Origin of the sequence: Tautonia plasticadhaerens (genome assembly GCF_007752535.1) — a bacterium.
GTDB lineage: Bacteria > Planctomycetota > Planctomycetia > Isosphaerales > Isosphaeraceae > Tautonia > Tautonia plasticadhaerens.
Map to the genome: position 1 here is coordinate 5,885,833 of NZ_CP036426.1, position 25,258 is coordinate 5,911,090.

Below are 25,258 nucleotides of genomic sequence, written 5' to 3' on the forward strand. Positions count from 1 at the left end.
GTCGTGGGCGGCCCCGGAGATCGTCCGTACCGGAGGAGCGTCGTGATGGGACTCGAAGGGAAGGTCGCCGTCGTGACCGGGGCATCCAGGGGCATCGGCCGGGCCATCGCCCTGCGGCTGGCACGAGACGGGGCCTTGGTCTGCGTCAACTACCGGAGCAACGCCGAGGCGGCCCAGGCCGTCGTCGGGGAGGTCGAGGCGGCCGGCGGCGAGGCGTTCGCCCTGCCGGCCGACGTGGGATCGGTCGAGCAGGTCGGCCGGTTCTTCGAGGCGCTCGACGCCGAGCTGGACGCCCGCCGGGGCGACCGCCGGTTCGACATCCTGGTCAACAACGCCGGGATCGCAGAGATCATCCCGGTGAGCACGACCACCGAGAAGGCGTTCGACCGGGTCTTCGCCACGAACGTCAAGGGGCCGTTCTTCGTCACCCAGCAGGCCCTCCCCCGCCTGCGGGACGGCGGCCGGGTCATCAACGTCTCGTCGAACCTCTCCCGCAACCCGATGCCGATGGCGATGGCCTACTGCATGACCAAGGCGGCGATCGACAACTTCACCGTCGGCCTGGCGATCGAACTCGGCCGGCGGGGCATCACGGTCAACACGCTGGCCCCCGGCCTGACGGCCACCGACCTGAACGCCCCGATGCGGGACGACCCGAAGCTCGTCGAGATCTACTCGGCCATGACGGCGCTGGGGCGAATCGGCGAGGCCGGGGACATCGCCAGGGCGGCGGCGTTCCTGGCCTCCGACGACTCGGCCTGGGTGACCGGGCAATACCTGGAGGCCAGCGGCGGGCTCGGCCTGGTGGCCCCCGGTCACGGCTGAGCGACGAATCTCGATCCCGTCAATTCGATTGCGGGACTTCATTCAGGACGGAGACCGGACCATGCGCTATCGGCTGCTCGGAAACTCGGGCCTGCGGGTCTCGGAGCTGTGCCTCGGGACGATGACCTTCGGCGAGGACTGGGGCTGGGGCTCCTCGAAGGACGAGAGTCGCCGCATCCTCGACGCCTTCTTCGAGGCCGGCGGCAACTTCATCGACACGGCCAACGTCTACACCAACGGCACCAGCGAGGCGCTGCTCGGCGAATTCCTCCAGGGCCGTCGGGACCAGGCCGTGCTGGCGACCAAGTACACCAACGCCATGCCCGGCACCGACCCCAACGCCGGCGGCAACGGGCGCAAGACCATGATGCGGTCGGTCGAGGCGAGCCTGAAGCGGCTGAAGACCGACTACATCGACCTGTACTGGCTCCACATCTGGGACCGGATCACGCCCCTGGAGGAGGTGATGCGGGCCTTCGACGACCTCGTGCGGCAGGGCAAGATCCTCCACGCCGGGGTCTCCGACATGGCGGCCTGGGCGGCGGCACGGGCCAACACGCTGGCCGAGCTGCGGGGCTGGTCGCCGTTCGTCGGCTTGCAGGTCGAGTACAGCCTGGTCGAGCGGACGGTGGAGCGGGAGCTGCTGCCGATGGCCGAGTCCCTGGGCCTGGGCGTGACGGCCTGGTCCCCCCTGGCCAGCGGCGTGCTGACCGGCAAGTACGCCGGGGGAAAGGCGGAGGCCGACGCCCGGCTCCGCAACGACATGATGAAGGACTTCGCCCCGGCCGGCGACCGCATCGAGGCGATCGTCGCCGAGGTCCGGGCGATGGCCGAGGAGGTCGGCCGGTCGCCGGCGCAGGTGGCCCTGGCCTGGCTGCGGCAGCGGCCGACCCCGGTCATCCCCATCGTCGGGGCCAGGCGTTTGGAGCAATTCCGGGACAACCTGGCCTGCCTCGGCCTTCGGCTCGACGAGGGGCAGGTCGGTCGGCTCGATGCGGCGAGCCGGGTGGAGCTGGGCTTCCCGCACGACTTCTACGCCAGGGACATGGTGAAGGCCCTGGTCTCCGGCGGGATGGGAGACCGCATCGACGCCTGAGCCGGGCTCAGGGATGGGGGGCCGCCCCGATCGGCGACATGGGGCGAACCTCCCCCCGGCTCGGGGTGTCGCCCCGTCGGGGTTTGGATCGTGGCTTGGTCGGGAGGTGGGATTCTGGGCCGGCGTATCTGCCTGGGGGAGAATCGCTCCCATGGTGGAGCGTGGCGGGTCGATCGGCCCAGGCGAGGAGGCGAGTCATGATCGAGGATGGGGGATCGACCGGCGATCGGGCCGCCGTGGCGGAGGACTTCGTGGCCGAGGCCCGAATGAGCCTGGAGCTGGCTGTCTCCCTGATCCGGCACGGCGTCGGCCAGCTCGGCGACGAGCAGGTCTGGTGGCGGCCGAGGGAGGGGATGAACTCCGTCGGCAACCTGCTGCTGCACCTGGCCGGCAACCTCCGCCAGCGGTTCGGCTCGGTCATCGGCAGCGATCCCGACGACCGGGACCGCCTCGGCGAGTTCACCGAGCGGGGGCCGATCCCGAAGGATGAACTGCTCCGCCGCTTCGAGGAGGCCGCCGGTCGTGCCGACGTGATCCTGGCCGGTCTCACGTCGGAGCGGCTCGCCGAGACCTGCCGCTATCAGCTCCTCGCCGGGACGGCCGAGAAGTCGGTGCTCGGCGTCGTCCTCCAGACCTTGACTCACCTGTACGGCCATGCCCAGGAGATCCTGCACCTGACCCGGTTGCAGCTCGGCGAGGGCTACGTCTTCCGGCAGCCGGCGGGCGTGCCGCCCGAGCTGAGGGGCGGGGCCTAATCGGAAGCTGCAACGGCGGGATAGTTCGGGGGGATGGATGACCGACCCCTTCAGGAGCTGTTTGGAGTCGCCGATGGGCAAGGTGTACGACGGGATCGACGATCGGCTGGCGGACTTCCTCGTTCGACAGCACGTCTTCTTCGTGGGGACGTCCCCGACCGACCCGGACGGCCACCTGAACGTCTCGCCCAAGGGCCTGGACACTTTCCGCCTCCTCGGACCTCGCTCGGTGGCCTACCTCGACCTGACCGGCAGCGGCATCGAGACGGTCGCCCACCTACGGGACAACGGCCGGATCACCCTGATGTTCTGCGCCTTCGAGGGTCGCCCGCTAATCGTGCGGCTCTATGGGAGGGGCCGGGTCGTGGAGCCCGGCGACGGCGAGTGGGGCGGGCTGATCGCCCGGTTCCCGGAGTATCCGGGTGTACGGTCGGTAATCGTGGTCGAGGTCGAGCGGGTCGCCGACTCGTGCGGCTACGCCGTGCCGCTCTACGAGTACCGGGGCGAGCGTTCCCAGCTGATCGCCTACGCCGAGAAGAAGGGGCCGGAGGGCATGGAGCAGTACAAGGCCCGGAAGAACCGGGCGAGCATCGACGGGCTCGCCGGGCTGAGGATGGACCGCCTCGCCGACCAAGGGGCGACCGGGACATGAGCCGGGACGATATCTCGCAAGCCACGTCGGCCCCGATCGCCGTCGGGACGCTCACCACAGCCCCGGCATCAGGCGATACCGCACCCGCCGGGCGTAGCCGGCGTAGCCCTCCAGGCCCTCGTGCAGGAAGCGGTCCTCCATCGCCGTGCGCCAGAGGAACATCCCGACGAGGGGGGCCAGCGGCACCAGCGACCACCACGAGCCCAGCGCCACGCCCCCGCACAGCGAGCCGACGATCAGCCCCGTGTAGCCGGGGTGGCGCAGGCGGGCGTAGGGGCCGGAGCTGACGAGCCGGTGGCCCCGCTCGGCCTGGATGCGGACCACCGGCGAGAAGAAGCGGTTGGCGGCCATGGCCCAGAGAGAGAGCCCCATCCCGGCGGCGTAGCCGGCCAGGGCGACGGCTTGCACGACGGCGGGGATGGGGCCGGACCAGCCGAAGCGGCCCACATCGAGCCCAGCCACGACGAGATGGGCCAGGATCATCGGCAGGGCGAGCCATCGCACCTGGCGGCTCCGGCCTCCCGGCCCCGGCCGCACTCGCTCCTTGCGGAGGTCGGGGTCCATGAAGGGGATGCCGGCCAGCAGCATCGTGGCATGGAGGGCGAGTACGGCCCAGAGCCAGGGCAGGTCGATGCGGCCGGCCGAGGCGAACAGAATCGCCGCCAGGAGGAACTCCACCATCAAGGCCCGCAAGATCATCGCCATCCCCTTGCCTCCTCTGGTTCCACTGAGCCGAACCGTTGGTTCCTGGCTCCATCCTAGAGTGGTTTTAGTGATTGTCAATCTAATTTTTTGGTCATCCAAAAACAAAACGTACCGCCTACGCCAGCTGACTCCTCCGACGAATCGTCCGCCGGGGGCTTGGCGTGCGACAATCGTCGGCAGCGTCGGACGAATCACCGTCAAATGTCGAGAGAACGGGAGGGCACGGCGATGGGCTGGTTCGGGCCGAGCAAGGACGAGGTGTGGCGACGGTTGGGCGAGGAGATCGACGCCGACTTCATCGACGGCGGCTTCTGGAAGGGCAGCAAGGTCCAGGCCCACGTCGGCCCCTGGACGGTGACGCTCGATACCTTCACGGTCTCGACGGGCAAGTCGCACGTCACCTACACCCGGATGCGTGCCCCCTACGTCAACCCGGAGGGGCTCCGGTTCACCGTCTACCGCAAGGGCCTCTTCAGCGAGCTGGGCAAGCTGCTGGGCATGCAGGACATCGAGGTCGGCGACCCCGAGTTCGACGAGGCGTTCATCGTCAAGGGGACCGACGAGTCGAGGGTCCGGGAGCTGTTCTCCGACCCGGAGGTCCGGGCGCTGGCCCTGTTGCAGCCGAAGATCCGACTGACGGTCAAGGACAGCGAGGGGTGGTTCGGCCCGTCGTTCCCCGAGGGGGTGGACGAGCTGCACTTCCAGGTCGTCGGCGTGATCAAGGAGGTGGACCGGCTCAAGGGCCTGTTCGAGCTGTTCGCCGCCGTGCTGGACCGGCTCTGCCGCATCGGGTCGGCCCACGAGCAGGAGCCGGGGGTGTCCCTCTGACCCCCGTCCGGTACGTCAGGACGGGCTGCCATGACGTGACGAGCTGCCTGCCTCCCCCTGCTGACTGGCTGCTGACCGAGCCCGTAGAATACCCCGTGGGCGGATGACACACCGGGGGCAGGGTATGCGATACATCCTGGGGGCCAGGGTGAGGCCCGAGAGGCGGTCCGACTTGCTGCGGGCTCTCGAAGACGGCACGTTCGGCGAAGGCTTCCCCTACGGCGACCTGGGCGAGGTGCTCTGCGAGGGCCGTGTGGACGCCACGGGCACGATCCGCTGGGTCGAGGTCTGCTACTGCCGGGAGTATTACGGTGTGGCGATGCACGAGGAGCTGCCCTACCTGGAGGAGTACCTGACCGACATCGAGGTGGCCGACGCCCGCAGCCCGGCCCATTGCGAGGGCTACCCGGCCTGCAACGACTGCGACTGCACGAGGAAGGTGCGGTTCGAGGGTGAGCACCTTCTGGACCACCTCCGCCGCACCGCCGCCGAGCTGGTCGAGTCCCCTCCCGGAGGAGGTTGCCCGACCCGTTGGCTGGGCTGGAGGGGAGAAACGAGCCCCGAGGAGGACCGCAGGAGCCGGGCAGGATACACTCCTGACCGTTGAACGGCCGTCGGAGTGGGCCAGTCGAGGCAGCACCGCATGGGCTGGAAGGCGTCGTGCATCCTGGTCAACGAGCGTGGTCCGGGCTACCTGGGCACGATGCCGCCGCACGAGCCCGTTCGTGCCCGGAAGTTGATCGCCGGGCTGGGGCTCGGCCCGCATCGCAGCCGGGGGATGACGACCCTCGACCGGGGGATCTACCCGGAACATCTCGTCGTGGGTGCCTACGACGGGGCTGCGGTCATCGGCCATCCCGAGATCGGCGACTGCTGCCTGGACTCCGGGGCCGACCCGCTGACGGCCCGGATCTTGGCGGCCTTCCCGGAGGCGGCGGTCCTGCGGGTCGGCCTGCACAGCGTCGTCAACCTCTGGAGCTACGCCTACTTCGGGGCGGGCAGGCTGCTGCGAGCCTACGGCGGCTGTGCCGACAAGGGGGTCATGCTGGACGTGGGCGACCTGCTGCCCGAGGAGCGGCCACACTTCGAGCGGTCCGTGGTCCGGGACGGCGAGCGGTTCTTCTCCGCCGAGGTCGGCGGGCAGATGGAGGAGTTCGACGCCTCGGCCTACGGGGAGGAACTCGCCTTCGAGGTGATGGGACGGTTCTTCGGCTGCCGCCCGGATCGGGCCGACTCGGGGGCGGACCCGCTGGAGTTGCCGATGGAGTCATTCGAGCGAGAGAAGGCGAGGTGGTGGTCCTTCGGGAAGGGATGATCTCAGCAGGAGGCCGTGCTGCTCAGGAGGAGACGACCTCGCCGGAGCCGTCGAGCCAGTAGTCGTTGCCCCAATGGAGGACGAACTGATCGTCGGCGTCCCAGAGCCGCATCGACTCAAGAACGTCGGCCCTCTCGTCGTCGGATGCCTCGGGGTCGTCCAGGATCTCACCGAAGTGGTCGGGGCGGGCCTCGATGCCGATGCCGAGTTCGGGGATGAAGAACCGCTTCACCCGGATCGTCGCCGGTCGGAATCCCATCTCTCCCTGCCAGGCCCCGAGCCGAGGGGCAATCCGATCATCATCGATGTCGTAGTGGCCGACCATCCCCTCGATCGGCTGTCCATCGACAAGGACGCCGCTGCGTTGCAGGAACTCCAGGTGGCGTGCCTCGTGGCCGAGCATGTCGCCCGAGGCGTCGAAGAAGATGGCGACCAGATTGGGGCAGTAGACGCCCATCAGGACTTGCCTCCCGTCCCCGGTCATCCCGGCCTCGAAATAGCCCTGGTCGGGCCGGATCGAGTGGAGTTTCGCTTCATCCCGACTCATCGCAGCCTCTCCCTCGGCGCTTTTCGTGTCCGTCTCGGCGGGATGAACGGCCCCGGCACGTCTCACCCGGCATGAGGTCGATGAGCCCGCAGCCCTTGGCGTGCCGACCCAGACCACGGCAGCGACTCGGCACGTCCTCGTGGTCGCAGCCAGGGTCTTCGAGGGCATCCCCGAGAGGATCGGTAGGGCGGTCGAAGGCCGTCCTTGGTAGATCACCATGGTCAATGGGACGGATGTCTCCTCCCTCCTCCCGCCACAGCCCGGCTTCGAGGGAGGTCACGAAGGTCTCCCGCCACTTCTCCGGGCTGGGATGGAAGACAGATCAGCCTTCATCGAGTCGGCGACTACCGGCCCGCCCAGCGGGCGACCACCGGCGTGTACCGCTCCCCGGCCGCCGCACCGACCGGGAAGGCGGCGTCCATTCGGGCCAGCTCCTCGGGCGTCAGCTCCAGATCCACCGCCGCCACGTTCTCGTCCAGGTGGGTCCGCCGCTTCATGCCGGGGATGGGGATGACGTTCTCGCCACGGGACAAGACCCAGGCCAGGGCCACCTAAGCGGGCGTCTTGCCGTGGGCCTGGGCGACCTCCCCCAGGGGCCGCAGGAGGGCCTGGTTGCGGGCGAGGTTCTCGTCGGCGAAGCGGGGGTTGTTCGCCCGCCAGTCTCCCGCAGCGATGCGGTCCCGCCCCGTCACCGCCCCGGTGAGGAAGCCCCGGCCCAGCGGGCTGAAGGGCACGAAGGCGATCCCAAGCTCCCGGCAGGCCGGCATGACCGTCGCCTCGGGCTCTCGGGTCCAGAGCGAGTACTCCGACTGCAAGGCCGTGATCGGGTGGACGGCGTGAGCCCGCCGCAGCGTGGCCTCGGAGAACTCCGACAGCCCGAGGAAGCGGACCTTGCCGACGGCGACGAGATCGGCCATGGCCCCGACCGACTCCTCCACGGGCACGTCGGGATCGACCCGGTGCAGGTAGTAGAGGTCGATCACGTCGGTCCGCAGCCGGGCCAGGCTCGCCTCGCAGGCCGAGCGGATGCGCTCGGGGCGACCATCGACCTCGACGACCGCCATGCCGTCCGGCCCCGCCCGACGGACGATGCCGATCTTGGTGGCCAGGACGCACTCGTGGCGGCGGCCTTGAAGGGCTCGACCGATGAGGCGCTCGTTGTGGCCGTCGTCGCCGTAGGAGTCGGCGGTGTCGATGAGGGTGATGCCCAGGTCGAGGGCGTGGTGCAGCGTGGCGACCGACTCGGCCTCGTCGGCGGGGCCGTAGGAGCCGGACATGCCCCAGCAACCCAGGCCGATCGCCGAGACGCTGACTCCGCTCCTACCCAGTTCTCGTCGCCGCACCGATCCTCCTTCGGCATCCGCCACGGCTCATCGACGGTGAAGCGTCCCTCCAGGGTGGTGATCCTCGGTCACGCATCGTATCCTCGCCCGGAGGCATGGGCCAGGATGCCGGGCCACGAGTGCCGAAGACCATGAACAACGACGAGGATTCCAGGACGAGGACTGAGATGAGCTTCGGAGTACGGATGAGGACGACGATCGAGCCGACGGGGCCGTGGAGGAGGCCCGCCCGATCCCTCGGCACGGGCGGGACGTGGCTCCTCGTGGGGCTGATGCTCGCCTCATCGATGGCGTCGGTCCGTGCCGACGAGCCGCCGGCCGAGGTGGTCGTCCGCCCCGAGCCCGCCCCCGGACCGCTGGACAATCCGCTCAAGGGCTGGTGCCCCTACACCGACGCCGGGCCGATCCGCCAGCCCTACTCGATGGTCTTCCTCTACGCCCCCTGGAAGGAGTTGGAGCCCGAGGAGGGCCGCTACGCCTTCGAGCAATGGGAACGTCGGGCCTGGGCTGCGCCCGAGGCCCAGGGCAAGCACGTCGTCCTGCGGGTCTACATCGACTACCCCGGCCGGCCCTCGGGCCTGCCCGGCTGGCTCAAGGACCAAGGCGTCACGCTGACGCCGTATGAGGACCACGGCGGCGGGCTCTCGCCCGACTACGACGACCCCCGGATGGTGGCGGCGCTGGAGCGGCTGATCGAGGCGATGGGCCGCCGCTACAACGCCCACCCCAGGGTGGCCTTCCTCCAGCTCGGCCTGCTGGGCTTCTGGGGCGAGTGGCACACCTGGCCCCGCAGCGAGCTGTACGCCAGCCCGCAGACCGAGCAGCGGGTCATCGAGGCGTACCGGAGGGCATTCCCCGACACGCTCCTCCAGGCCCGCTACGCCAGGGACTTCGCCGGGGAGCAGCCGTGGCTGGGCTTCCACGACGACATGTTCCCCGAGGACACCGACAACGGCCGGGACTGGTCGTTCCTGGCCGGGCTCCGCCGGTCGGGCCGCACCGACAACTGGCAGCGGGCGGCCATCGGCGGCGAGATGGTGCCGCACCGGGCGACGGCGTGGCTCGGGCCGGAGTACCGCCAGACCGTCGAGATGCTGGAGCGGGGGCACTTCACGTGGATCGGCCCGTACTGCCCGGCTCTGGGACGCTCGCAAGGCCCGGAGTTCCGGGAGCGGGGCGAGGCCCTGGTGCGACGGATGGGCTACCAGTTCCGGCTCGACGAGATCCGGCACCCCGCCTCCGTCGTCCGGGATGAGCCGCTCAAGGTCGTGATCCGAGGCGAGAATGAGGGGGTCGCCCCGTTCTACTACCCCTGGCAGGCGGAGCTGGCCCTGCTGGACGAGTCGGGCGAGCCGGTCGAGTGGCTGCGGCTGGACTGCGACGTGCGATCATGGCTTCCGGGGCCGTTCCGGGTCGAGGAGGCGGTCGGCGTCCAGGCCCCGGCGGGCCGCTACCGCCTGGCCCTGGGCATCATCGACCCCTGGACCGATCGCCCGTCCATCGCCTTCGCCAACGAGCTGGACCGCCAGGGGGGCTGGGCCGTGCTCTCGGCGCTCGTCGTCGAGTCGAGGCAGGTCGGTGACCGGCCCTGATCCGAATGGCGGGCACGATCGACCGACCCCCGATCCGGCCCTGCTCGATGTCGCCTGCGATGTGGCGATCCGTCTCAAGGGCCACGGCGACTACAAAGGGCGGAGCGGGGCGCTGAAGGCGCTGGCCAGGCGAGCCCCCGGCTTCACCGAGGAAGTGTACCGTGACACCCTCGACCTGCTCTGCGGGGCCTACGACCGGGCCGTCGAGGCGATCCGAACTCACCGGCGGGAGCGGCCGGGGAAGACGAGTCGGTTCGCCGAGTTCGAGGACATCGACCTCGACGCCTGCCTGGTCGAGCTGGAGGCGATCGGGCCGGGCGTGGCGACGGAGCAGAAGCGGGCCATCCTGACCTGGGTGATCTACTGGCACGACCTGAAGTAGATGCCCATGGGTGCCCGGCGAATCGTGCGGATCATGGCCCGGTTGCCGACGCCGGGACCATCAGCTCGACGAGCCTGTGCCAATGCCGCTCCGTGGCGAACGTCATGGCCCGCCTCCCGATCCCGAGACGGACCAGCATACGTAGGATCGGGGTCCGCCTCCTCGCCCGCCTGGCCGCCTCATCGTAGAGCCACTCCCGGTCGAAACAGGCCCACTCCCCGGCGATGGACAGCAGGTTGGGGAAGACGACGGGAGCGACCTCGAAGAGGTAGATCTCCCTCAGCTCACCGACGCTGTAGCCCGACCGCCTCATGGCCTCGGCGATCCGCCGCAGGTCGTCCTCCGCAAGCTCCGTGTCGAGCCACAACTCGGAGAGTGCGGCCCAGACCGGCTCCCTCCGCCCGATCTCTGCCTCGACGAATGCCATCGCATCACCCCTCCCGGACGAATGGCCCCGCTCACTGGGCGAGGCCCACGACCGCCCGCATCACGAGGCTCATCAGCCCGACGACCATGGCCAGGGAGATCCCCACGGCGACGAGCGAGAGCCCGAGCCGGTCCGGGGGCCGCCATCGCAGCCGGGGCAGGAGCACCCGCACGACGAGCAGGGCCATGAGCCCAAGGACGACGCACGGCGTCAGGATGATGGCGAGGATCGACAACCGGTCCCCGAGATTCGAGGCGGACCTCGTGAACAGCGTCGGCGCAGAGGCCCGGTCGAGGGCGAGGCCGACTGCTACGGCCGCCACCATGGCCAGGACATCGGCCAATGAGAGTCGATGCCCTCCTGCCGTCCTGCCCGTTGAGCCCATCACGGTGCCCCCGACGGCCCTGGGCCACGGCCTTCGTCGGTGCTCTGCTCCCCGGTCGTCCGGGCGTCCCGGCTGCGATACTCGGTCGTCAGCATCCCGGCGAAGCCCCAGTTCTCGGGATCGACCTCCTCGATGATCACGTGGGTGTGCTCCGGCCGCTTCCCGAGCACCCGCCGGAGCGTCTGCGTAATCTCGGCGACGACCTGCCGCTTCTGCTCCGCCGTCACGCCGTCACGGGTGATCCTCACGTTGACGACCGGCATGGCCTAACCTCGATGAGGATGGAGGGATTGGGTACGGAGATGCGGGCGGTCGATCGATGTTCGGCGGCACCTCGCCGATCGACCCAAGGTATCATGGACGAGGCGTGAGCGACGAGGGCCACCACCGCCGGCCGACCGCCGATGTCGGTCCTCGGGAGATGCCTCCTCCCAGGGGAGCATCGTGATGATCGGCATCGAAGGCCCACTACCTCGTCTAGACAACTCCGATTCTCGTGCCGGGCGGGGTACGGATCGGTTTCGGGGCGAGCTCCCATGAACGACACGCCGCTGCACAGGGCCGAGACCGCCGAGGAGGCGGAGCGGCTCATCGATGGAGGCTGTCGGGTCGATCGCCCCGGCTGGATGGGGGCCACGCCGCTGTTCCGGGCGGCGGAACGGGGGCTGACCGAGGTCGCCCGTGCCCTGATCCGCCGGGGGGCCAACGTCAACGCCGGGCGGCCCGATCGCCCGACGGCCCTGCACTACGCCGCCAATGCCGAGGTGGCGGGCGTCCTGACCGACGCCGGGGCGGAGGTCGAGGCCCTCGATGGGATCGGCCGATCGCCCCTGCACTGGGCCGCTCAGTTCGGGCGGCCTGACGTGGCCGAACTCCTGATCCGCTCCGGGTCCGAGGTCAACCGCCCGGCGGCCGACGGGATGACCCCGCTGCACTGGGCCGCCCAGGAGGGCCGGGCCGAGGTCGTCCGGCTCTTGCTTCGTGAAGGGGCGGAGGCCGATCGGCAGGATGGCCGGGGCCGCACGCCGCTGCATCGGGCCGCCTGGCGGGGCCAGGCCGAGGTCGTGGAGGTGCTGCTCGACGCCGGAGCCGACGCAGGGATACGGAACAAGGGCGGCCAGACTCCCCGACACGAGGCCGAGTCGAACGGCCACGAGGCGACGGCGAAACGCCTGGAAGCAGCCCAGGGCAAGTCGGTCCGAGCGGAAAAGGTGCTCACGGAGCCACCGGCGAGGAGGTCGCTCGCTCTGACGAAGGTCAGGACGCACCCGCTGCGGCCCGAGGCGGTCACCGTCGCCGATCAGGCGGCCCTGCACCGCTGGGGACTCGGGGAGCCGCCGGGGGTCGTCACCGGCCTCCAGGCCCATCACCCCTGGTTCACCGACATGGCCGTGGACCCGCAGGGCGACGTGTTCGCCGTGACCACGCCCGGTCAGGCGATCGAGCTGCGGCGGTGGGATGACCTCCGGGTCGTGGCCCAGGTCGCCTGCCCCACCGAGGGCCGGTCCGGCTGGCAGGCCCTCGACTTTTCCCCGGACGGGCGCTGGCTCGCCGTCGCCGGCTCCTACGAGCTGGTCCGGCTCATCGACCGGGCCACCGGGGAGGTCGTCGCCACGGAGGAGGCCGGGGAAGGGACGTGCTGCGTGCGGTTCGACCCGTCGTCCCGCCTGCTGGCCACCGCCTGCTCGTTCCAGGGCGGCGGGCACGTGCGGATCGACCGGATCGAGGGCGGCCGGCTGGTGCCGGTGGCCGAGCTCGACCGGAGCGATCATCGGACGCCCGGCAAGCGATTCGTGGACACGCTGGCCCACCTGGCATTCAGCCCCGACGGAGGGTCGCTGGCCCTGTTCGAGACCTCGGCGATCTACCCCGACGCCCGGCCGATGGGGTGGCGGGGCGATGTGGTGGTGTACGAGGCCGGGACGTGGGCGCAGCGGTGGGCCGCCTCGGTCGATGCCGAGGCGACCGGGGATGGCCGCAACCTCGCCCAGGCGGGGCACGAGTTGGGATTCCTCACCGAGGTGCTCTTCGTGGACGACGAGACGCTGGCCTGCGGGGCGACCGGCGGCCACGTCCTGTTCTACCGGGTCGCCGACGGCAAGCTCCTGCGGCGGGTCCGTGTCCACCCCGAGGCCCCGGTCGTGTCGCTCGCCCTGGAGCCTTCGGGACGGGCCGTCTGGGCGGCCCTAGGCGTGGGCGGCGGCACGCTGGCCCGTGTCCCCCTTTGACGTTCCCGTTCGGCCGGTGATCCTGATGGGCGGCCCCGGAGCGACCCCATGCCGACCTTCGCCGACCTCGGCATCCCGTTCCCGCTCTTCGAGGCCCCGACGGACGATGCGAGCGACTACGCCGGCCTGGCCACCTGCCGCCTCTGCGGCGTCGGGGGCCGGCACTGCTTCGAGCCGGGCGGCGGCGATGACCTGATCGTCCCCTGTGCGTCCTGCGGCGTCGAGAACCGGCTCTCTGCCGGTGCCCGGAGGGACGTGCCCTGCCGTGGTTGCGGCTCGACGGTCCCGTTCCCCGAACCGCTCAAGGCCAGGAAGCAGCTCCTCGCCTGCTACGACTGCCTGCGGACGGGCAGGGCGGCGATGGCCAAGGATACCGAGTTCGGGATGGTCTCGTGAATGGAGGCGAGCCGGGGCGTCACGCACGGCGTTCCGGGGCTGCGGACGGACCAGTTCGAGGTCGTCCCCATCGACCCGGACGAGGACTGGTACGGCATCCGTGTGCCGACCGAGCACCTGTGGGAGCTGCTCCGCACGCCCGGCTTCCACTCCTGGCAGGGCGAGCGATGGCTATTCTGCTGCCGGCAGCCCATGACCTACCTGGGCGGCTGGTGTAACGCCGTGGAGTCGCTCCGGCCCGATGACCCGAGCGCCTTCTATGAGTTCCACTTCGACCCCGACGACGAGGCGAGGGGCTGGGGCCACGAGGGGTTCGAGTCGGGGAGCCCCAGCCTGTACGTCTACCGCTGCCGCTCGTGCGGACGATGCCGGGCCACCTGGGACTGCGACTGAGCCGGGTCGAGATCCGTCAGGAGGCCCGGTCGAACCTCGCCAGGATGCCCTCGATGGCGTCGGCGTGGATCTCCCACGACTCCGCCGAATATCCGCCCAGCAGGAACATACGAACCGTGAAACGGGCCGGAGTCTCATCCCGCCCGGACCGGCCCGTCCAACACTGCCCCGCCCCGGTCGCCCCGGACGACGACTCCTCGCTCGTGCAGGTCGCCTACCGACTGGCCGATGATGGCGTGTTGGGCTGGTCCTTTCTCGCCTCTCGTTCGGCATCCAGGCTGGATGCCCACTCCGCCCTTGCCCGATCGTATTGGGACTCGGCCTCCCCCATGGCCGCCTCGCCGAGGAGCGAGGCCGTCGCCCTCCGGGCCGACGCACGGCACCGTCGGGACACCAGGCCGAAATCGGGCACATCACCGCACGCCGAGTAATACTCGCAGAGCTTGTCGTAGGCGAAGGAGTACACCAGGCCGAAGATGTCGGAGATCGACGCCACAGGGGGGCCGAGCGGCTGGCCGGGTTGCAAGGGGGCGTTTACGTCCCAGAGGTCGTCGAGGGCAGCCCCGGCGGCGACCAGGCAGCGGCGATACCGCTCGTCCGACGTATCCGGCTCGGCCTCGTCCCACCCGATCCCGAGGGCCGCCTCGTTGAAGAGCACCTGGGAGAGCAATTTCGGGCTGAATCGCTCGAACCCACGGAAGTCGTAGAGGAGCTTGGCGCAACTCCTGGCGAACTGCTCTGCCTCGTCAAAACTCCCGGTGTACGTATAGTTGCAGGCGTATACGCTGTGGTGAGTGGCCTCGACCATCCACTTGCCTCCCGCCGGGCCATCACCCGTCGGCGGCACGACGGAGAACGACCACGTTCCGATCCTGGCCTCGTAGTCACCCACTCCCGTCCGCCGCCAGTGGACGATGGCCTCGTCGATTGCTTCGACATAGTTGGCGTACTCGCCGGGTTCCAGGACTTCCGGGTCCGGCAACGAGTCCCCGCAGCCATAATGGCCCCGAAGATCCTCGATCCATTCCGGCTCGTTGACGGATGCGTCGTCGGCGATCTGGAGCCCAGGGTCCGATCGGCGAGTCTTGTCCGAAACCATGCTGCCCTCCTTGGCAGTTGTCCCTGCGATTCGCTTGGCGGCCAGGCAACGCTGCCTACTCGACGGAGGGATTATGGCACGGATCGACTCGCTGTTCAATGAGCCAATATGCGAGTCAATATCTTTACGAGAGATAGCTCCATGGCCAAAACGGGTGCCGTAGGTGTTGGTCTTTAGAGAAGAAAGATAGAGGTTTTGGCCTCTATCTACGCCTCCAAGGAGACCTACACCTCTGACCTGCTCGGAGGCCGAGGGCGGGCTGATATGTGACCGCTTAACCACGCCCCTAGCCCGTCCACCACCATGAAGACGACGGGCTCTACGGCAATTTGGTGGATCGGGGCGAGGCTGACCTTGGTCTGGGTGGGAGAGGGCCGTGAGCGTCCCGGTGGCCGCTGGCCCGGTGCGGTAGTGTCGCCCGCCTCCCGAGGTTTTTCCAGGGCGTCGGCTGCCTCAGACCGAGGTTCCGCACGCCCAGGTGGAGTGAGCCACCTGCTCTGTGGCCCGCATTATCGCATAAGTGTTCATCGCATTCAATGGCCGGACTCGCCCAGCTCCCAAATCCGAGGAGAGACGAACAACGGCCCTCGACTTTCGGGCCGGAAGGCGGGGTCAATCACGTGAACGAACTGGACGAGCAAATCCAGGATCGGCCTTAATGCTTTACCCTGCAAACTCCACTTTCGGGCCGAAAGATCGTCATCGGTGGAGACTCCACCTCGCTGGGTGGAGTGTAGACGTTTGACACTCAAAGTCGGCGGATTTGCACCTCGCCTCGTGCAGCAATGAAACAGCCCTTTTCAAACACAACAGAATGATCATTTGTAATATTGAACTTAACCTGCTTTCGTGGTAGTTTGCTGGTCCGGGCCGACGACGGGCCGGGGCTGTGATTCCAGGGATGGACGGGCGACGAGGCCCGCAGCCGAGAACCGAGTCCGCATCAAGGATGAGAGCAACATGCAAGCTGAGACGAGATGGGTCAGTCTGACGGAGATCTGGCGGCGCTACGGCAGGCCGAGGGGGATGAGGCCGAACGACTTTCGGAGGAGGGGGCCGGGCATGCCTGCCGACATCGCCTTCCTCCGTTTCGTGTACGAACTGCCGGACGGTGATCTGTTCAAGATTGCGAGCGGATACGGGACATGGGCGGACTCGGAGATCGCATGGGAATACGAAGGCTGGCTCATGGGGTCCAAATACCGCAGGGCCGGACGGGGCGATCGCCCGGACGACGATGCGGGGTCGGCCTCCGTGCGGATGCCGGAGCTGCCCGGTGACGGTACGTTTCAGGGGGCAGAACCGGCGAGGTGGGAACCGACGGAGCCCTTCGATGACGAGGCCGGGATGTGCCCGGACGGCGGCCAGCCGTGGATGGGCGACCCATGCTACGAGTTCCTGGTCACGCCGGACTACTCCGGTGACCTTGTTGCGGTGGCATGCTGAGCCGCCCTACGCCCCTGGGTACGGCCCAGGGGCGTCGAGTCATCATCGGCCGAAAGAGGTTTCATCGGGCCACCGGCCTGGGTCGAACCCCTCCCATGGGCGCAATCCCGGCGGCGGCGTATTTTAAGGCTCGACTCTCGCCTGGCCCGTCGCTTCGTCCCCGAGCCCGCACAGTTCATCGACCTGGGCTGCGGCGACGGCTTCCTGGCCCGTGCCGTCCTTTCCGAGTTCCACGCCGCCTACGCCCCGCTAATCGACCTCTCCGAACCGATGCTGGAGCATACCCAGGAGGCCATGGCACCCTTCTCGGGCCGATACAAGGTCATCCACGGCGACCTGTCCGACCCGCTGACTGGCCTCGTCGGCGACGGACCCTGTAGGTCAGCGGGTGGGCGACAAGGAGGTCGGCGCCGTCGGCCGCCGCCGTCGTGTCGTCGTAGGACTGCCGCAGGCCGGGCAGGACTACCTCCCGGATGATTCGGAACGTGCCCCGCCGGGGGTCCATCAGGCGTCGGGCGAGGCCGGGCTCGGCCCGCCAGTCGGGCAGGTCGGGGCGGACGGGCCGGAAGTCGAGGCCCAGGCCCTCGACCTTCGGCCGGTAGGACTCGTGGGTCGCCAGGATGACGTGGTGGCCCCTGGCCCGGAGGCCGAGGGCGATGGCGATGTAGGGGTGCAGGTCGCCGAGCGAGCCGAAGGTGGTGAGTACGATGCGTCGGGCACTCCCCCGATCCGGTGCGGCTGGCTGTCCCGACGGCGAATCAATCATCGACATCCCTATTCGTGATCTGGACTCGAACACGATCGCAGGTCGCAGGCCCCTTGGAGAGAGCCACCCTTCAGCGAGGGTCGAACCGGGCCAGGATGCCCTCGATGGCGTCGGCGTGGATCTTCCACGACTCGGCCGAGTAGCCGCCAGACAGGACCATGGCGACGGGGATACCCCGCTGACGCACGGTGTCCACGACCAGAAGGTCACGCTCGGCCAGGTCGCCCGCCGTCAGGCGATACCGGGCCAGCGGGTCGCCCACAAACGGGTCGGAGCCGGCGTTGTAGACCACGAGGTCGGGACGCACGGCATCGAGGGCCTTGGGAAGGGTCTCCCGCACGATGCCGAGGTAATCGGAGCCCGTCAGGCCGGGGCCGACCGGCAGCGGGAAGTCCTCCGGCTCCTTGCAGGCCGGGAAGATGTCCCGCTCGTACAGGTCGTAGATCGAGGCCCAGTGCCAGCCCCGGAAGACCGAGGCCGTGCCGTCGCCCTGGTGGGCGTCCAGGTCCACGACCAGCACCCGCTCGACCTTTCCCTCGTCGTGCAGCAGCTTCACCGCCAGGGGCACGTCGGCGTAGGCGCAGAAGCCGCCGCCCCAGGCCGAGGCCGCATGGTGGTAGCCGCCCCCGAGGTTGATGGAGACGCCGTTCTCCTGGGCCAGGCGGCAGGCCAGGATCGTCCCGCCGGTGGCGTACCGCATGGGACGCAAGATCCGCCAGTCGCTCACCCAGGCGGGCAGGCGGGCGACGACCGGCACCTCCAGGATGCCGGCCAGCACGTCGGGCCGCCGGAGCGACCGCAGGTACTCCTCGGTGTGGACCTTCAGGAGATCGGCCCGAGTGACCGGGCGTGGCCGCACGAAGCCCCTGGGCCGCCGCAGGCCAGGGGAGACGAGGGCCTCGTGGATGCGGCGGTACTTGCGGCCATCGAAGGGGTGGAGCCGCTCCAGGCCGAAGGCGGTGATGTTGTAGCGGGGGTGGTAGACGATCGGGATCATTCTCGCTCACAAGCCTTGCTTCGGACCATCAACTCCTCCCTCTCCGGGCCGGCACCGAGGGGGTCGGTCCGGGCATCACGTCGGGCTTGTCGATGGCCGTTGGGTTATAAACGAGGCAGCGGGAGCAGTTCACCTCCTCGGGGGAGCCGTACTCGTAGCGGAACTTGCCACCCCTCGTGCCGCACTTGGCCCTGCCGTCCTCGGTGAAGTGGACCGTGGAGAGGCGGTTCTTGGCGAGCACATATCTCCGCATCGACTTCGACGGTCCCACCGCCCCTTCCGTGAGCGACAACGGGCTGGGCCGCTCAGGATCAGAGGTGTAGCTCATCTCCCGGCACCGCTCGCACGTCACGTCGGCGACCGTCCCATACTGCCATTCAGCGACCTCCCCGCCGTCACACAGCCGTCTCGTCGCTTTGCCCTCGACCCCGGCGAGGTGGACCTCGCCCGTGACGTAGCCCAGGAGGGCCGATGCCGCTCTCGGCGTGTCGGGCTGCTCGACCCCTCGGGCCGGCTCGAATTCCGGCGGCAGCTCACGCAAGAGCACAGCCAGGAGGGCGGCCCGCCTGCCGTCGTGCTTGCCGCCCACGATGACGCACTCAACCTTGTCGTCCTTCATGAGGTTCGTCGAGACCCCCTGGACCCGCACCCTTGTCCCGGCGGATACCGCAAGCCAACGTTCCTCCTCGTCGCAGACGGACAGGGGTTCGCCGGCTTCCACCTCCAGCTCCATTCCGACCCAGCGGCGTCGATGGTCGGCGATCGCCTGATGGACGGCCCCCCAGCGGGCCTCGATCCTCGCCAGGTCGGCCCAGCTCACCGCCCCGTCCCTCTCCAGGGCATCGGCCCACTCGTCGAGGCGTTCCAGGTGCCGCTCGGCCGCAGCCGTCTTCGGGTCCGGCTCGGTGGCGGGCCGTCGCCTCCACCCTTCGACCGGCTCCTTGACCTTCGAGTCCGCTACTGGCTCCGCCGCATCGACCGCCTCCTCGCCGCCGTCCTCGGGGAAGTAGTCACCCACCTCCTCGGAGTCGTCGAAGGGCTCGTCCTCGCCGATCATCCGCACGGGCTCGTGCTCGTGCCCGACGTCGCCGGTGCAGGCGGGGTAGAGTCCGGGCCTGCCGAGCACGTGGCTGTCGCACCTGGGGCAGGTGTACTTGAGCCTGCCGGTCTTCCGCCTAGGCTTGCCCTCCTCCTCGCCCTTCTCCTCGACCAGGGCATCCCAGGGCAGGCGAGCCTTGTTCGGCAGGGAACCGAGCGCATCGTCGGCGGGGCCGTCGAAGACGACGCTGGTTGCCAGGTTCCACCCGCCCCTGGACGGCTCGCCGTCCTTGCCCCTGGGCAGCAAACCCGCTCCCAGGAGGATCTCCACCAGGCGGGCGTCGTGATAGCCACGGGCTGCGGTGGCCGCCGCCTTCCCGTCGCCCGCCTCGATGGCCTCCTGCCATCGCAGCTGGCGGGCCATCAGGCCCATGAGCGTGACCATCGTCGCCTCCATCCCCTCGGCGAGCAGGTCCGGGCTGAGGGCGATCTCGTGGACGCTCTCGCCAGCCTCGTTCGCCCACTTCCGGGGGGTGAAGTGGCCCCTGCTGCGTCCATTCCGGGCGATGGCCAGCAGCGCCGGCCCCAGTTTCGAGCCGAAGAGCCACTTGTTGAAGAAGTTGAACGCCTCGTTGTAGGCGCTGTATTGCTGGATGGTCGGGGCCTGGGCTTGCGGGGCGGTCTTCATGGTGTATGGTGCCCGAGATTTTGATTGTGCAATCAAGCCGATGAGTCCGATTATATCGACTGAGGCCGTTTGTGCGAAGCCAGATTTGATTGTGCAATCGAAATTATAGGGTGGCAGCTTGACCCCATAGGGATCGTGGTCGATAGCCGGTCCGGTGGCCCGCTGCCGGCCCATGTGATGCGCAGTTGCTACGATGCGATCGGCACGGATCGACCACTTGACCTGATGCGCTGGGCCGGGCTCTTCGCCGTCGAGCGGCTCGACGGCCGATTGTACCAACCGGCCCTGGTGAGCGGCCGAGAAGGTTGAGCCCGACCTGGCTCTTCAGTGGGGTCAGGCCCCGAGACAGTTTGTCAGGTGTTACTCGTAACGGGTCTCCCAGGGGAGCGCACGCCACCGACGGGCGGCCTCCCTCTTGGCGACCCTGGCGTCCCCTCTGCGTTGGTATGGTCCGCCCACGGAATGCCATGCTGACCCATCCTCGGCCAATAGATACCAGCCCGAACTATGCTGGACCTCGGATGCGTTCATCGTCTGGGCCAGCCTCTTCACTTCTTGCTTGTTCATCTGCACTGCCCTCCCTGGCAGTAACGCTGCGTGTTCAGTGGCGGAGCGGGCAAAGCACCCGACCGGCGAAAGCCATCATAACTGAATAAGATTGATTTGCAATCGATTGCTGCGACATGAGCAACATTCCGACGAAATGCCGATTGCCTCGATGAAGTCGAGGAGAACTGGTGGAATTGGGAGACACTTTCGGGCCGCAAACAGGTGGAGTGTGGAATCAGTTTTGGAATCGAAAGTCGAATGCCGGCCGGCACCCGGTTATGACCCACCACCGACTTCACCTCTCGCCGAACGAATGCCCGTCGGAAAAGCAACAGACCGTTGAGGCCGTCCGGGCATCGCAGCGACCACAGGCACTCGGGGTGTGGACTCGCAGCAGGTCGCTCCGGGACACCGGCCGGGGCCGCAAGAAGTCCCTGGGACGCCGAAGGCCACGGGCCACGAGGGCGTCGTGGATGCGGCGGTACTTGGGGCTATCGAAGGGGTGGAGCCGCATCGGGTGACGGCCACGATGGAATTCGGAGTAACTTTCGGCCCGATAGTTGGCCGGAGGCGTCAATGCTACAATGGAGAATACGTGATGCTGGTGCAAGTCTGCCACTGCCGTGCTACGACCGATGCCGGGAACTTGCCCCTCCTGTGAAAAATGTGCAGTGGAGCGGGGGTATTTTGATTTTGGTACACAAATCGACTACTATATGCCTACCGATGGTCTCGGCCCGAGGACTGGGCCGAGCGGTTTGTCGATGTGGTCTTAAGAAGCCCTGACAAAACCGTGTGGCATGGAGTTTGCGCCCTGGTGCTGTTTTCCTCCGAACCGAAGGAGACACCACCATGGCGAGCGCCCACATGCCGGACGAGTTCTTCGATCTGGTTGCCCACCACCTGCCGCCGGAACCGGCCATCGGCCCCTACGGCGGGCGTCCGCCGATCGGGCACCGGGTCGCCCTGCGTGTCATCTGGTTCGTCCTGGCCACCGGCAATCGCTGGGAGGATGTCCCGCAGGAACTCGGCTGCTCAGGTCGCACCGCCCATCGCCGGCTGCGGGCCTGGGAGGAGGCCGGCATCTGGGACCGCCTCCATGCCGACCTGCTGAGGCTGCTCCGCAAGGCTGGCAAGCTGGAGACCGACACGGTGGTCGTCGACGGCGTGACGGTGCGGGCCTCCGGCGGCGGCGAGGCGACCGGCCCGAGCCCCGTCGACCGCAGCAGGAAGGGCACGAAGCACACGGTGATGGTCAGTCGCACCGGAGTGCCGCTGGCGATCCGCACCGCCGGGGCCAACGAGAGCGACCACCGCCAGATCATCCCGCTGGTGCTCGACTTCCCGAGCGTCGCCGGCAAACCGGGCAGGCCGAAGCAGTTGCCGGATGACCTGTATGCCGACCGGGGCTACGACAGCGAGGGGACGAGGGCGTTACTGCGTTGGATGGGCATCGAGCCGCACATCGCCAAGCGTCGGACACCGCACGGCAGCGGGCTGGGCAAGGTCCGCTGGGTGGTGGAGCGGACGATCGGCTGGATCAAGGGCCTGCGGCGGATGCGGGTGCGGTACGACCGGCTGGGGGTGATCCAGGACGCCTGGACGACCCTGGCGGCCTGTGTCATCTGCTTCCGTATCCTCCACCAGGATGTGATGTGATTCACCCGGTTTTGTCAGGGCTTCTAATGCTACTCCGTTAAATCATACGAACGATCGACTGCTGCGGTTCGTACCGAGGGTATGAACCGGACCTACACCCCCGACTTAAACCCCGACGTCCTCGACCGCCTCGCCGCGTATGCCGCCTCCTTCCGCGCCGACTTCAACCGGCCCCGCCAGGCCGCCTGGTGCGGCGTCTACCTCCGCGGCCTGGTCCAGGACGGGGACCGCAAGAGCGTCGAGCCGATGGCCGCCCGCGTCCCCCTGTCGGAGGGGCTCGACGTCGCCGACCCCGACCAGGCCCTGCAGCAGTTCCTCGGCCAGAGCACCTGGGACGAGCAAGCGGTCCTGAGCCGCTACCGGGCCACGATGGCGGCGAAGTTCGCCGACCCGGCCGGCATCTTCGTGATCGATGACACCACCTTCCCCAAGCAGGGCACGCACTCCGTCGGCGTGCAGCGGCAGTACTGCGGCGCCCTGGGCAAGAAGGCCAACTGCCAGTGCGCCGTCAGCGTCCACTACGTCGCCCCGAGGGGGCACTACCCGCTGAACATGCGGCTCTACCTCCCGGAGGGCTGGCTGGCCGACCCGAAGCGACTGGATAAGGCCAAGGTGCCCGAGGCCGAGCGGCGGTCGCTGACCAAGGGTCAGATCGCCCTGGAGTTGCTCGACCGCATCCGCGCCGAAGGGCTGCCGGGCGGGCTCGTCGTGGCCGACAGCGGCTACGGCGTCTCGGGCCCGTTCCGCGACGGCCTGGCCGAGCGGGGCCTGCACTACGTCGTCGGCGTGACCGACGAGATGCTGGTCTTCACCGAGGAGCCGAGGTGGGACGAGCCCAAGGCCGGGACGGGCGGGCGGCCGCAGAAGCGGCGTCGCCTGGCCGAGGGCTCGCCCCGGCCGGTGGGCCTGAAGGAGCTGGCGGCGCGGACGCCGCGCCGGAAGGTGACGTGGCGGGAGGGGACCAAGGGCCCGATGTGGGGCCGATTCGCCTGGCTGCGCGTTTGGCCGGGCCAGGGATGGGCGACAGGCGATTGCGCCGGGGCGGAGCCGATCTGGCTGCTGATCGAGGAGCAGGCCGACGGCAAGCTGAAGTACGCCTTCAGCAACCTCCCGGCCGATACCAGCCGGATCCGCGCGGTGCGCCTGTGGCGGAGTCGCTGGCCGGTGGAGCTCGGGTACCAGCAGATGAAGGAGGAACTGGGGCTGGACCACCACGAGGGCCGCTCGTGGCGGGGCTTCCACCATCACGCCTGCCTGGTGATGTTGGCCTTCGGGTTCCTCACCCTGGAGCGACGCCGAGCCCGTCGGGGGCGATCCCGGCCGGGCAAAAAGGGGGAGGCCGAGCGCCGGTGATCACGGTGCCGGCGATCCGCCGGGCGTTGCAGCGGCTGCTGGCGCCGGTCAGCCGGCCGGACTGCGCGCACTGCCGGCCCTGGCTCACCCGCTCCAAGACCAAGCTAACGGAGTAGTACTAACCGTTGATAACGACCACCATAAAGATCAGCCTGGCTTGAACGGGGCAGGATGCCCAAGATCGGCCAGGAGGGAGTGAGGCGTGGCGTCCTGACCAGCCGCCATCGCTGCTGACCGTGCGGGAAACGGATTGCGGTGCAAGGTGTTTTACATCTCCCCCAGGGGAGCGTGGTTTTCCAGGCAACGGGCGAGTAGTCGATCTCGTACTCGGGGCTACGTCCTGGTCCGTCAACTCGGCTGAAAACACCATAATCTTCCGCAACACTCCTGATCACCCGGCTCGCCTGTGGAAAAGGGCAAATTGTCTGGAAGAACAGGCAATGTGTCTGACAGAACAGGCAAGGTGGGTGGAATGTCGCTTCAGGGAGCGAACGAACCATCGGCCATGGAGAGTACACATCCCTGATCCTCCATCTGGACTTCACGGGTATCTTCATCATCTTGAAGATAACCGAGGAGGGAAGCCCCCGGTGTGCATTGAAGATGGAATACAAGAGTGGAATGGCGACAATGTACCCGTTCCAGCTGGATGAGACGACTTGTTGACAAATAGAACTGGATGAGGAAGTAGTGCTCCAGGATGGACAAGCTGCATGACAACACCATGACCGATTCCATACCGTGTTGGACACGCTCCGAGAGCAACCTGACCTTCATGGGCCTCCACCACCATCAACGTCATCCAGACCTGCTCCGCAGCCCTGGTATGGGCTTCTCAGCGTCCGGGCCGAGGGGTCGAACCCTACCCATGACCGAAATCCGGCTGCGGCGTATTTTGGGACTCCGACTTTCCGTGAAAGTTCTCGGGCGTACAGAAATCGAGTGAAGGATCGACAATAACAAAAAGTGCAACCACCGTTGTCATCCACCGGGCGGGGGTATGGAACCAACTTTTCAGGAAACCTCCTGGAATTGATTGCCTCCAACTTTTGCAACACGACCGGCTTTGTCGTCACTCTACACCCCCATGTCAATTTCCTTTGACGATCCAGGCCGGCTGGGGAGCCGTCCGACTCCCCCTCGACCTTCCCGTTGGTGTCATCGGGGGCGGCGAATTATCCTACCGCCGCCCCCGTCTACCTGTCAGGCAGCGAGGTACTCTTCCAACGTCATTCCGGCCTGGAGCAGGGCGGCGGCGAGTTCGGCAGGATTGTCCGTCCGTGCCTGCCCTGTCCAGTCCAGGAAGCCGTTGATCCGGTCCGACCGCTCGTGCGGCCTGGGCTGGCCACGCTCGTCCATCAGGTGCCGTGTCATGCCGGCTCGATAGTCCTCGATATCGAGGTTGCGGGGGCGGCCGGCCAGTCTCCTGTCCATGTAGACCCACTGCTTCGCCCAGTGGATCAGCGGCCAGAGCATCGGCTCGGGGTCTTTGCCCCTCAAGAGGAGCCTCGCCCACTGGTCCCACATCTTCGCCAGGAATTCGGCCTCGGCGTCCGACCTTTTCCTCTCGTGCCACTTTTTGAACGCCCGCTTCGCCGCACGGACGGCGAAGGGATAGGCCACCTGCTCGAACCGCCGCTGCTCCGCCGCCCAGTCGATCGTCTCGCTCGTGCTCATCGCTCTCACCTCCGTCCAGGGCCGTTGGTGTTGTTCCGACGGCCCATCCGGGGGTGTCGATGGTCGTGTCTTCTGGCATGGATTGGTGGCAGATGAAGGGTCGTTTGACGCAGGCGA

Annotated in this window: 25 protein-coding genes and 2 pseudogenes; 16 read left to right on the forward strand and 11 right to left on the reverse strand. The window is 68.2% G+C overall.

Translation table 11 applies throughout. The features are described 5' to 3' along the window. Positions 1-45: 45 nt before the first annotated feature. From ElP_RS23500 to ElP_RS23515, 4 genes are all read left to right on the forward strand, one after another. Positions 46-825, forward strand: coding sequence for an SDR family NAD(P)-dependent oxidoreductase (locus tag ElP_RS23500; protein WP_145273882.1), 780 nt, complete (start codon positions 46-48; stop codon positions 823-825). Positions 826-886: 61 nt separating this feature from the next. Next, complete coding sequence (locus ElP_RS23505; protein WP_145273885.1) at positions 887-1,921, forward strand: aldo/keto reductase; 1,035 nt, start codon at positions 887-889, stop codon at positions 1,919-1,921. Positions 1,922-2,118: 197 nt separating this feature from the next. Beyond that, complete coding sequence (locus ElP_RS23510; protein ID WP_197446314.1) at positions 2,119-2,676, forward strand: DUF1572 family protein; 558 nt, start codon at positions 2,119-2,121, stop codon at positions 2,674-2,676. 73 nt (positions 2,677-2,749) lie between these two features. Continuing rightward, positions 2,750-3,328, forward strand: a complete 579-nt coding sequence (locus tag ElP_RS23515; protein WP_145278646.1) for a pyridoxamine 5'-phosphate oxidase family protein — start codon at positions 2,750-2,752, stop codon at positions 3,326-3,328. A gap of 51 nt (positions 3,329-3,379) precedes the next feature. Here the strand turns inward: ElP_RS23515 and ElP_RS23520 are convergent, their stop codons facing one another. Continuing rightward, the gene (locus ElP_RS23520) at positions 3,380-4,033 is read right to left on the reverse strand and encodes a methyltransferase family protein (protein ID WP_145273891.1); all 654 of its coding nucleotides are present in this window, start codon (positions 4,031-4,033) and stop codon (positions 3,380-3,382) included. Positions 4,034-4,234: 201 nt separating this feature from the next. On the opposite strand from ElP_RS23520, the gene ElP_RS23525 reads away from it, so the two are divergent. From ElP_RS23525 to ElP_RS23535, 3 genes are all read left to right on the forward strand, one after another. Further along, on the forward strand, positions 4,235-4,861 hold the full coding sequence (locus ElP_RS23525; protein ID WP_231749231.1) for a DUF3137 domain-containing protein: 627 nt from the start codon (positions 4,235-4,237) through the stop codon (positions 4,859-4,861). A 124-nt stretch (positions 4,862-4,985) separates the two neighbouring features. Further along, complete coding sequence (locus ElP_RS23530) at positions 4,986-5,468, forward strand: hypothetical protein (RefSeq protein WP_145273895.1); 483 nt, start codon at positions 4,986-4,988, stop codon at positions 5,466-5,468. 36 nt (positions 5,469-5,504) lie between these two features. After that, positions 5,505-6,176 (forward strand): DUF6928 family protein, encoded by a 672-nt coding sequence (locus ElP_RS23535; protein WP_145273898.1) that lies wholly within the window; start codon positions 5,505-5,507, stop codon positions 6,174-6,176. A 22-nt stretch (positions 6,177-6,198) separates the two neighbouring features. On the opposite strand, the gene ElP_RS23540 is transcribed toward ElP_RS23535, so the two are convergent. Further along, a complete protein-coding gene (locus ElP_RS23540; RefSeq protein WP_145273901.1) occupies positions 6,199-6,723 on the reverse strand; it encodes a hypothetical protein in 525 nt (174 codons plus the stop codon). Positions 6,724-7,067: 344 nt separating this feature from the next. Then, positions 7,068-8,066, reverse strand: a pseudogene (locus ElP_RS23545) (aldo/keto reductase). 167 nt (positions 8,067-8,233) lie between these two features. On the opposite strand from ElP_RS23545, the gene ElP_RS23550 reads away from it, so the two are divergent. Together ElP_RS23550 and ElP_RS23555 are read left to right on the forward strand one after the other, a co-directional pair. Continuing rightward, complete coding sequence (locus ElP_RS23550; RefSeq protein WP_145273903.1) at positions 8,234-9,658, forward strand: DUF4832 domain-containing protein; 1,425 nt, start codon at positions 8,234-8,236, stop codon at positions 9,656-9,658. 61 nt (positions 9,659-9,719) lie between these two features. Then, the gene (locus ElP_RS23555; RefSeq protein WP_145273906.1) at positions 9,720-10,040 is read left to right on the forward strand and encodes a hypothetical protein; all 321 of its coding nucleotides are present in this window, start codon (positions 9,720-9,722) and stop codon (positions 10,038-10,040) included. Positions 10,041-10,071: 31 nt separating this feature from the next. Here the strand turns inward: ElP_RS23555 and ElP_RS23560 are convergent, their stop codons facing one another. Genes ElP_RS23560 through ElP_RS23570 form a run of 3 tightly spaced genes read right to left on the reverse strand, consistent with a single transcriptional unit; the run spans position 10,072 to position 11,115 of the window. Next, positions 10,072-10,467: a DUF7079 family protein gene (locus tag ElP_RS23560; RefSeq protein ID WP_145273909.1), complete on the reverse strand. Its 396-nt coding sequence runs from the start codon at positions 10,465-10,467 to the stop codon at positions 10,072-10,074. A 31-nt stretch (positions 10,468-10,498) separates the two neighbouring features. Continuing rightward, on the reverse strand, positions 10,499-10,810 hold the full coding sequence (locus tag ElP_RS23565) for a hypothetical protein (RefSeq protein WP_145273912.1): 312 nt from the start codon (positions 10,808-10,810) through the stop codon (positions 10,499-10,501). Between the two features lie 41 nt (positions 10,811-10,851). Next, the gene (locus ElP_RS23570) at positions 10,852-11,115 is read right to left on the reverse strand and encodes a tautomerase family protein (RefSeq protein ID WP_145273915.1); all 264 of its coding nucleotides are present in this window, start codon (positions 11,113-11,115) and stop codon (positions 10,852-10,854) included. 273 nt (positions 11,116-11,388) lie between these two features. Here ElP_RS23570 and ElP_RS23575 point away from each other — a divergent pair, with 273 nt between their 5' ends. The 3 genes from ElP_RS23575 to ElP_RS23585 are packed head-to-tail and all read left to right on the forward strand — an operon-like array spanning position 11,389 to position 13,869. After that, a complete protein-coding gene (locus tag ElP_RS23575; protein ID WP_197446315.1) occupies positions 11,389-13,080 on the forward strand; it encodes an ankyrin repeat domain-containing protein in 1,692 nt (563 codons plus the stop codon). Positions 13,081-13,128: 48 nt separating this feature from the next. Continuing rightward, on the forward strand, positions 13,129-13,476 hold the full coding sequence (locus ElP_RS23580) for a hypothetical protein (protein ID WP_145273920.1): 348 nt from the start codon (positions 13,129-13,131) through the stop codon (positions 13,474-13,476). Next, positions 13,477-13,869, forward strand: a complete 393-nt coding sequence (locus ElP_RS23585) for a CbrC family protein (RefSeq protein ID WP_145273923.1) — start codon at positions 13,477-13,479, stop codon at positions 13,867-13,869. It abuts the gene before it with no gap. A gap of 214 nt (positions 13,870-14,083) precedes the next feature. Here the strand turns inward: ElP_RS23585 and ElP_RS23590 are convergent, their stop codons facing one another. Then, entirely contained in the window at positions 14,084-14,968 is an 885-nt protein-coding gene (locus ElP_RS23590) for a hypothetical protein (RefSeq protein WP_145273926.1), read from the reverse strand. Positions 14,969-16,030: 1,062 nt separating this feature from the next. Here ElP_RS23590 and ElP_RS23595 point away from each other — a divergent pair. Continuing rightward, positions 16,031-16,414 (forward strand): hypothetical protein, encoded by a 384-nt coding sequence (locus tag ElP_RS23595; protein ID WP_145273929.1) that lies wholly within the window; start codon positions 16,031-16,033, stop codon positions 16,412-16,414. Positions 16,415-16,618: 204 nt separating this feature from the next. Continuing rightward, positions 16,619-16,699 (forward strand): annotated as a pseudogene (locus tag ElP_RS41300) (hypothetical protein); the annotation flags it as partial. Between the two features lie 37 nt (positions 16,700-16,736). On the opposite strand, the gene ElP_RS23605 reads toward ElP_RS41300, so the two are convergent. The 3 genes from ElP_RS23605 to ElP_RS23615 all read right to left on the reverse strand — a co-directional run bounded on the left by ElP_RS23605 (position 16,737) and on the right by ElP_RS23615 (position 19,903). Further along, positions 16,737-17,180 (reverse strand): glycosyltransferase, encoded by a 444-nt coding sequence (locus ElP_RS23605; RefSeq protein WP_197446316.1) that lies wholly within the window; start codon positions 17,178-17,180, stop codon positions 16,737-16,739. A 70-nt stretch (positions 17,181-17,250) separates the two neighbouring features. Next, positions 17,251-18,177: a histone deacetylase family protein gene (locus ElP_RS23610; protein WP_145273935.1), complete on the reverse strand. Its 927-nt coding sequence runs from the start codon at positions 18,175-18,177 to the stop codon at positions 17,251-17,253. 28 nt (positions 18,178-18,205) lie between these two features. Continuing rightward, positions 18,206-19,903 (reverse strand): hypothetical protein, encoded by a 1,698-nt coding sequence (locus ElP_RS23615; RefSeq protein ID WP_145273938.1) that lies wholly within the window; start codon positions 19,901-19,903, stop codon positions 18,206-18,208. A gap of 1,401 nt (positions 19,904-21,304) precedes the next feature. Here ElP_RS23615 and ElP_RS23620 point away from each other — a divergent pair. After that, positions 21,305-22,111 carry an IS5 family transposase gene (locus ElP_RS23620; RefSeq protein ID WP_145269653.1) on the forward strand — a complete coding sequence of 269 codons (807 nt, stop codon included), beginning with the start codon at positions 21,305-21,307 and terminating at the stop codon, positions 22,109-22,111. 81 nt (positions 22,112-22,192) lie between these two features. After that, entirely contained in the window at positions 22,193-23,464 is a 1,272-nt protein-coding gene (locus tag ElP_RS23625; RefSeq protein ID WP_145267809.1) for an IS701 family transposase, read from the forward strand. Between the two features lie 1,203 nt (positions 23,465-24,667). Here the strand turns inward: ElP_RS23625 and ElP_RS23630 are convergent. After that, positions 24,668-25,141: a hypothetical protein gene (locus ElP_RS23630; RefSeq protein WP_145273940.1), complete on the reverse strand. Its 474-nt coding sequence runs from the start codon at positions 25,139-25,141 to the stop codon at positions 24,668-24,670. Between the last annotated feature and the right edge of the window lie 117 nt (positions 25,142-25,258).

Bases quoted from the DNA above. Each gene is read 5' to 3' on its own strand.
- ElP_RS23500 (WP_145273882.1), top strand. From the start codon at position 46: ATGGGACTCGAAGGGAAGGTCGCCGTCGTGACCGGGGCATCCAGGGGC.
- ElP_RS23505 (WP_145273885.1), top strand. From the start codon at position 887: ATGCGCTATCGGCTGCTCGGAAACTCGGGCCTGCGGGTCTCGGAGCTG.
- ElP_RS23510 (WP_197446314.1), top strand. From the start codon at position 2,119: ATGATCGAGGATGGGGGATCGACCGGCGATCGGGCCGCCGTGGCGGAG.
- ElP_RS23515 (WP_145278646.1), top strand. From the start codon at position 2,750: ATGGGCAAGGTGTACGACGGGATCGACGATCGGCTGGCGGACTTCCTC.
- ElP_RS23520 (WP_145273891.1), bottom strand. From the start codon at position 4,033: ATGGCGATGATCTTGCGGGCCTTGATGGTGGAGTTCCTCCTGGCGGCG.
- ElP_RS23525 (WP_231749231.1), top strand. From the start codon at position 4,235: ATGTCGAGAGAACGGGAGGGCACGGCGATGGGCTGGTTCGGGCCGAGC.
- ElP_RS23530 (WP_145273895.1), top strand. From the start codon at position 4,986: ATGCGATACATCCTGGGGGCCAGGGTGAGGCCCGAGAGGCGGTCCGAC.
- ElP_RS23535 (WP_145273898.1), top strand. From the start codon at position 5,505: ATGGGCTGGAAGGCGTCGTGCATCCTGGTCAACGAGCGTGGTCCGGGC.
- ElP_RS23540 (WP_145273901.1), bottom strand. From the start codon at position 6,723: ATGAGTCGGGATGAAGCGAAACTCCACTCGATCCGGCCCGACCAGGGC.
- ElP_RS23550 (WP_145273903.1), top strand. From the start codon at position 8,234: ATGAGCTTCGGAGTACGGATGAGGACGACGATCGAGCCGACGGGGCCG.
- ElP_RS23560 (WP_145273909.1), bottom strand. From the start codon at position 10,467: ATGGCATTCGTCGAGGCAGAGATCGGGCGGAGGGAGCCGGTCTGGGCC.
- ElP_RS23570 (WP_145273915.1), bottom strand. From the start codon at position 11,115: ATGCCGGTCGTCAACGTGAGGATCACCCGTGACGGCGTGACGGCGGAG.
- ElP_RS23575 (WP_197446315.1), top strand. From the start codon at position 11,389: ATGAACGACACGCCGCTGCACAGGGCCGAGACCGCCGAGGAGGCGGAG.
- ElP_RS23580 (WP_145273920.1), top strand. From the start codon at position 13,129: ATGCCGACCTTCGCCGACCTCGGCATCCCGTTCCCGCTCTTCGAGGCC.
- ElP_RS23585 (WP_145273923.1), top strand. From the start codon at position 13,477: ATGGAGGCGAGCCGGGGCGTCACGCACGGCGTTCCGGGGCTGCGGACG.
- ElP_RS23590 (WP_145273926.1), bottom strand. From the start codon at position 14,968: ATGGTTTCGGACAAGACTCGCCGATCGGACCCTGGGCTCCAGATCGCC.
- ElP_RS23595 (WP_145273929.1), top strand. From the start codon at position 16,031: ATGCCTGCCGACATCGCCTTCCTCCGTTTCGTGTACGAACTGCCGGAC.
- ElP_RS23605 (WP_197446316.1), bottom strand. From the start codon at position 17,180: ATGATTGATTCGCCGTCGGGACAGCCAGCCGCACCGGATCGGGGGAGT.
- ElP_RS23610 (WP_145273935.1), bottom strand. From the start codon at position 18,177: ATGATCCCGATCGTCTACCACCCCCGCTACAACATCACCGCCTTCGGC.
- ElP_RS23615 (WP_145273938.1), bottom strand. From the start codon at position 19,903: ATGAAGACCGCCCCGCAAGCCCAGGCCCCGACCATCCAGCAATACAGC.
- ElP_RS23620 (WP_145269653.1), top strand. From the start codon at position 21,305: ATGGCGAGCGCCCACATGCCGGACGAGTTCTTCGATCTGGTTGCCCAC.
- ElP_RS23625 (WP_145267809.1), top strand. From the start codon at position 22,193: ATGAACCGGACCTACACCCCCGACTTAAACCCCGACGTCCTCGACCGC.
- ElP_RS23630 (WP_145273940.1), bottom strand. From the start codon at position 25,141: ATGAGCACGAGCGAGACGATCGACTGGGCGGCGGAGCAGCGGCGGTTC.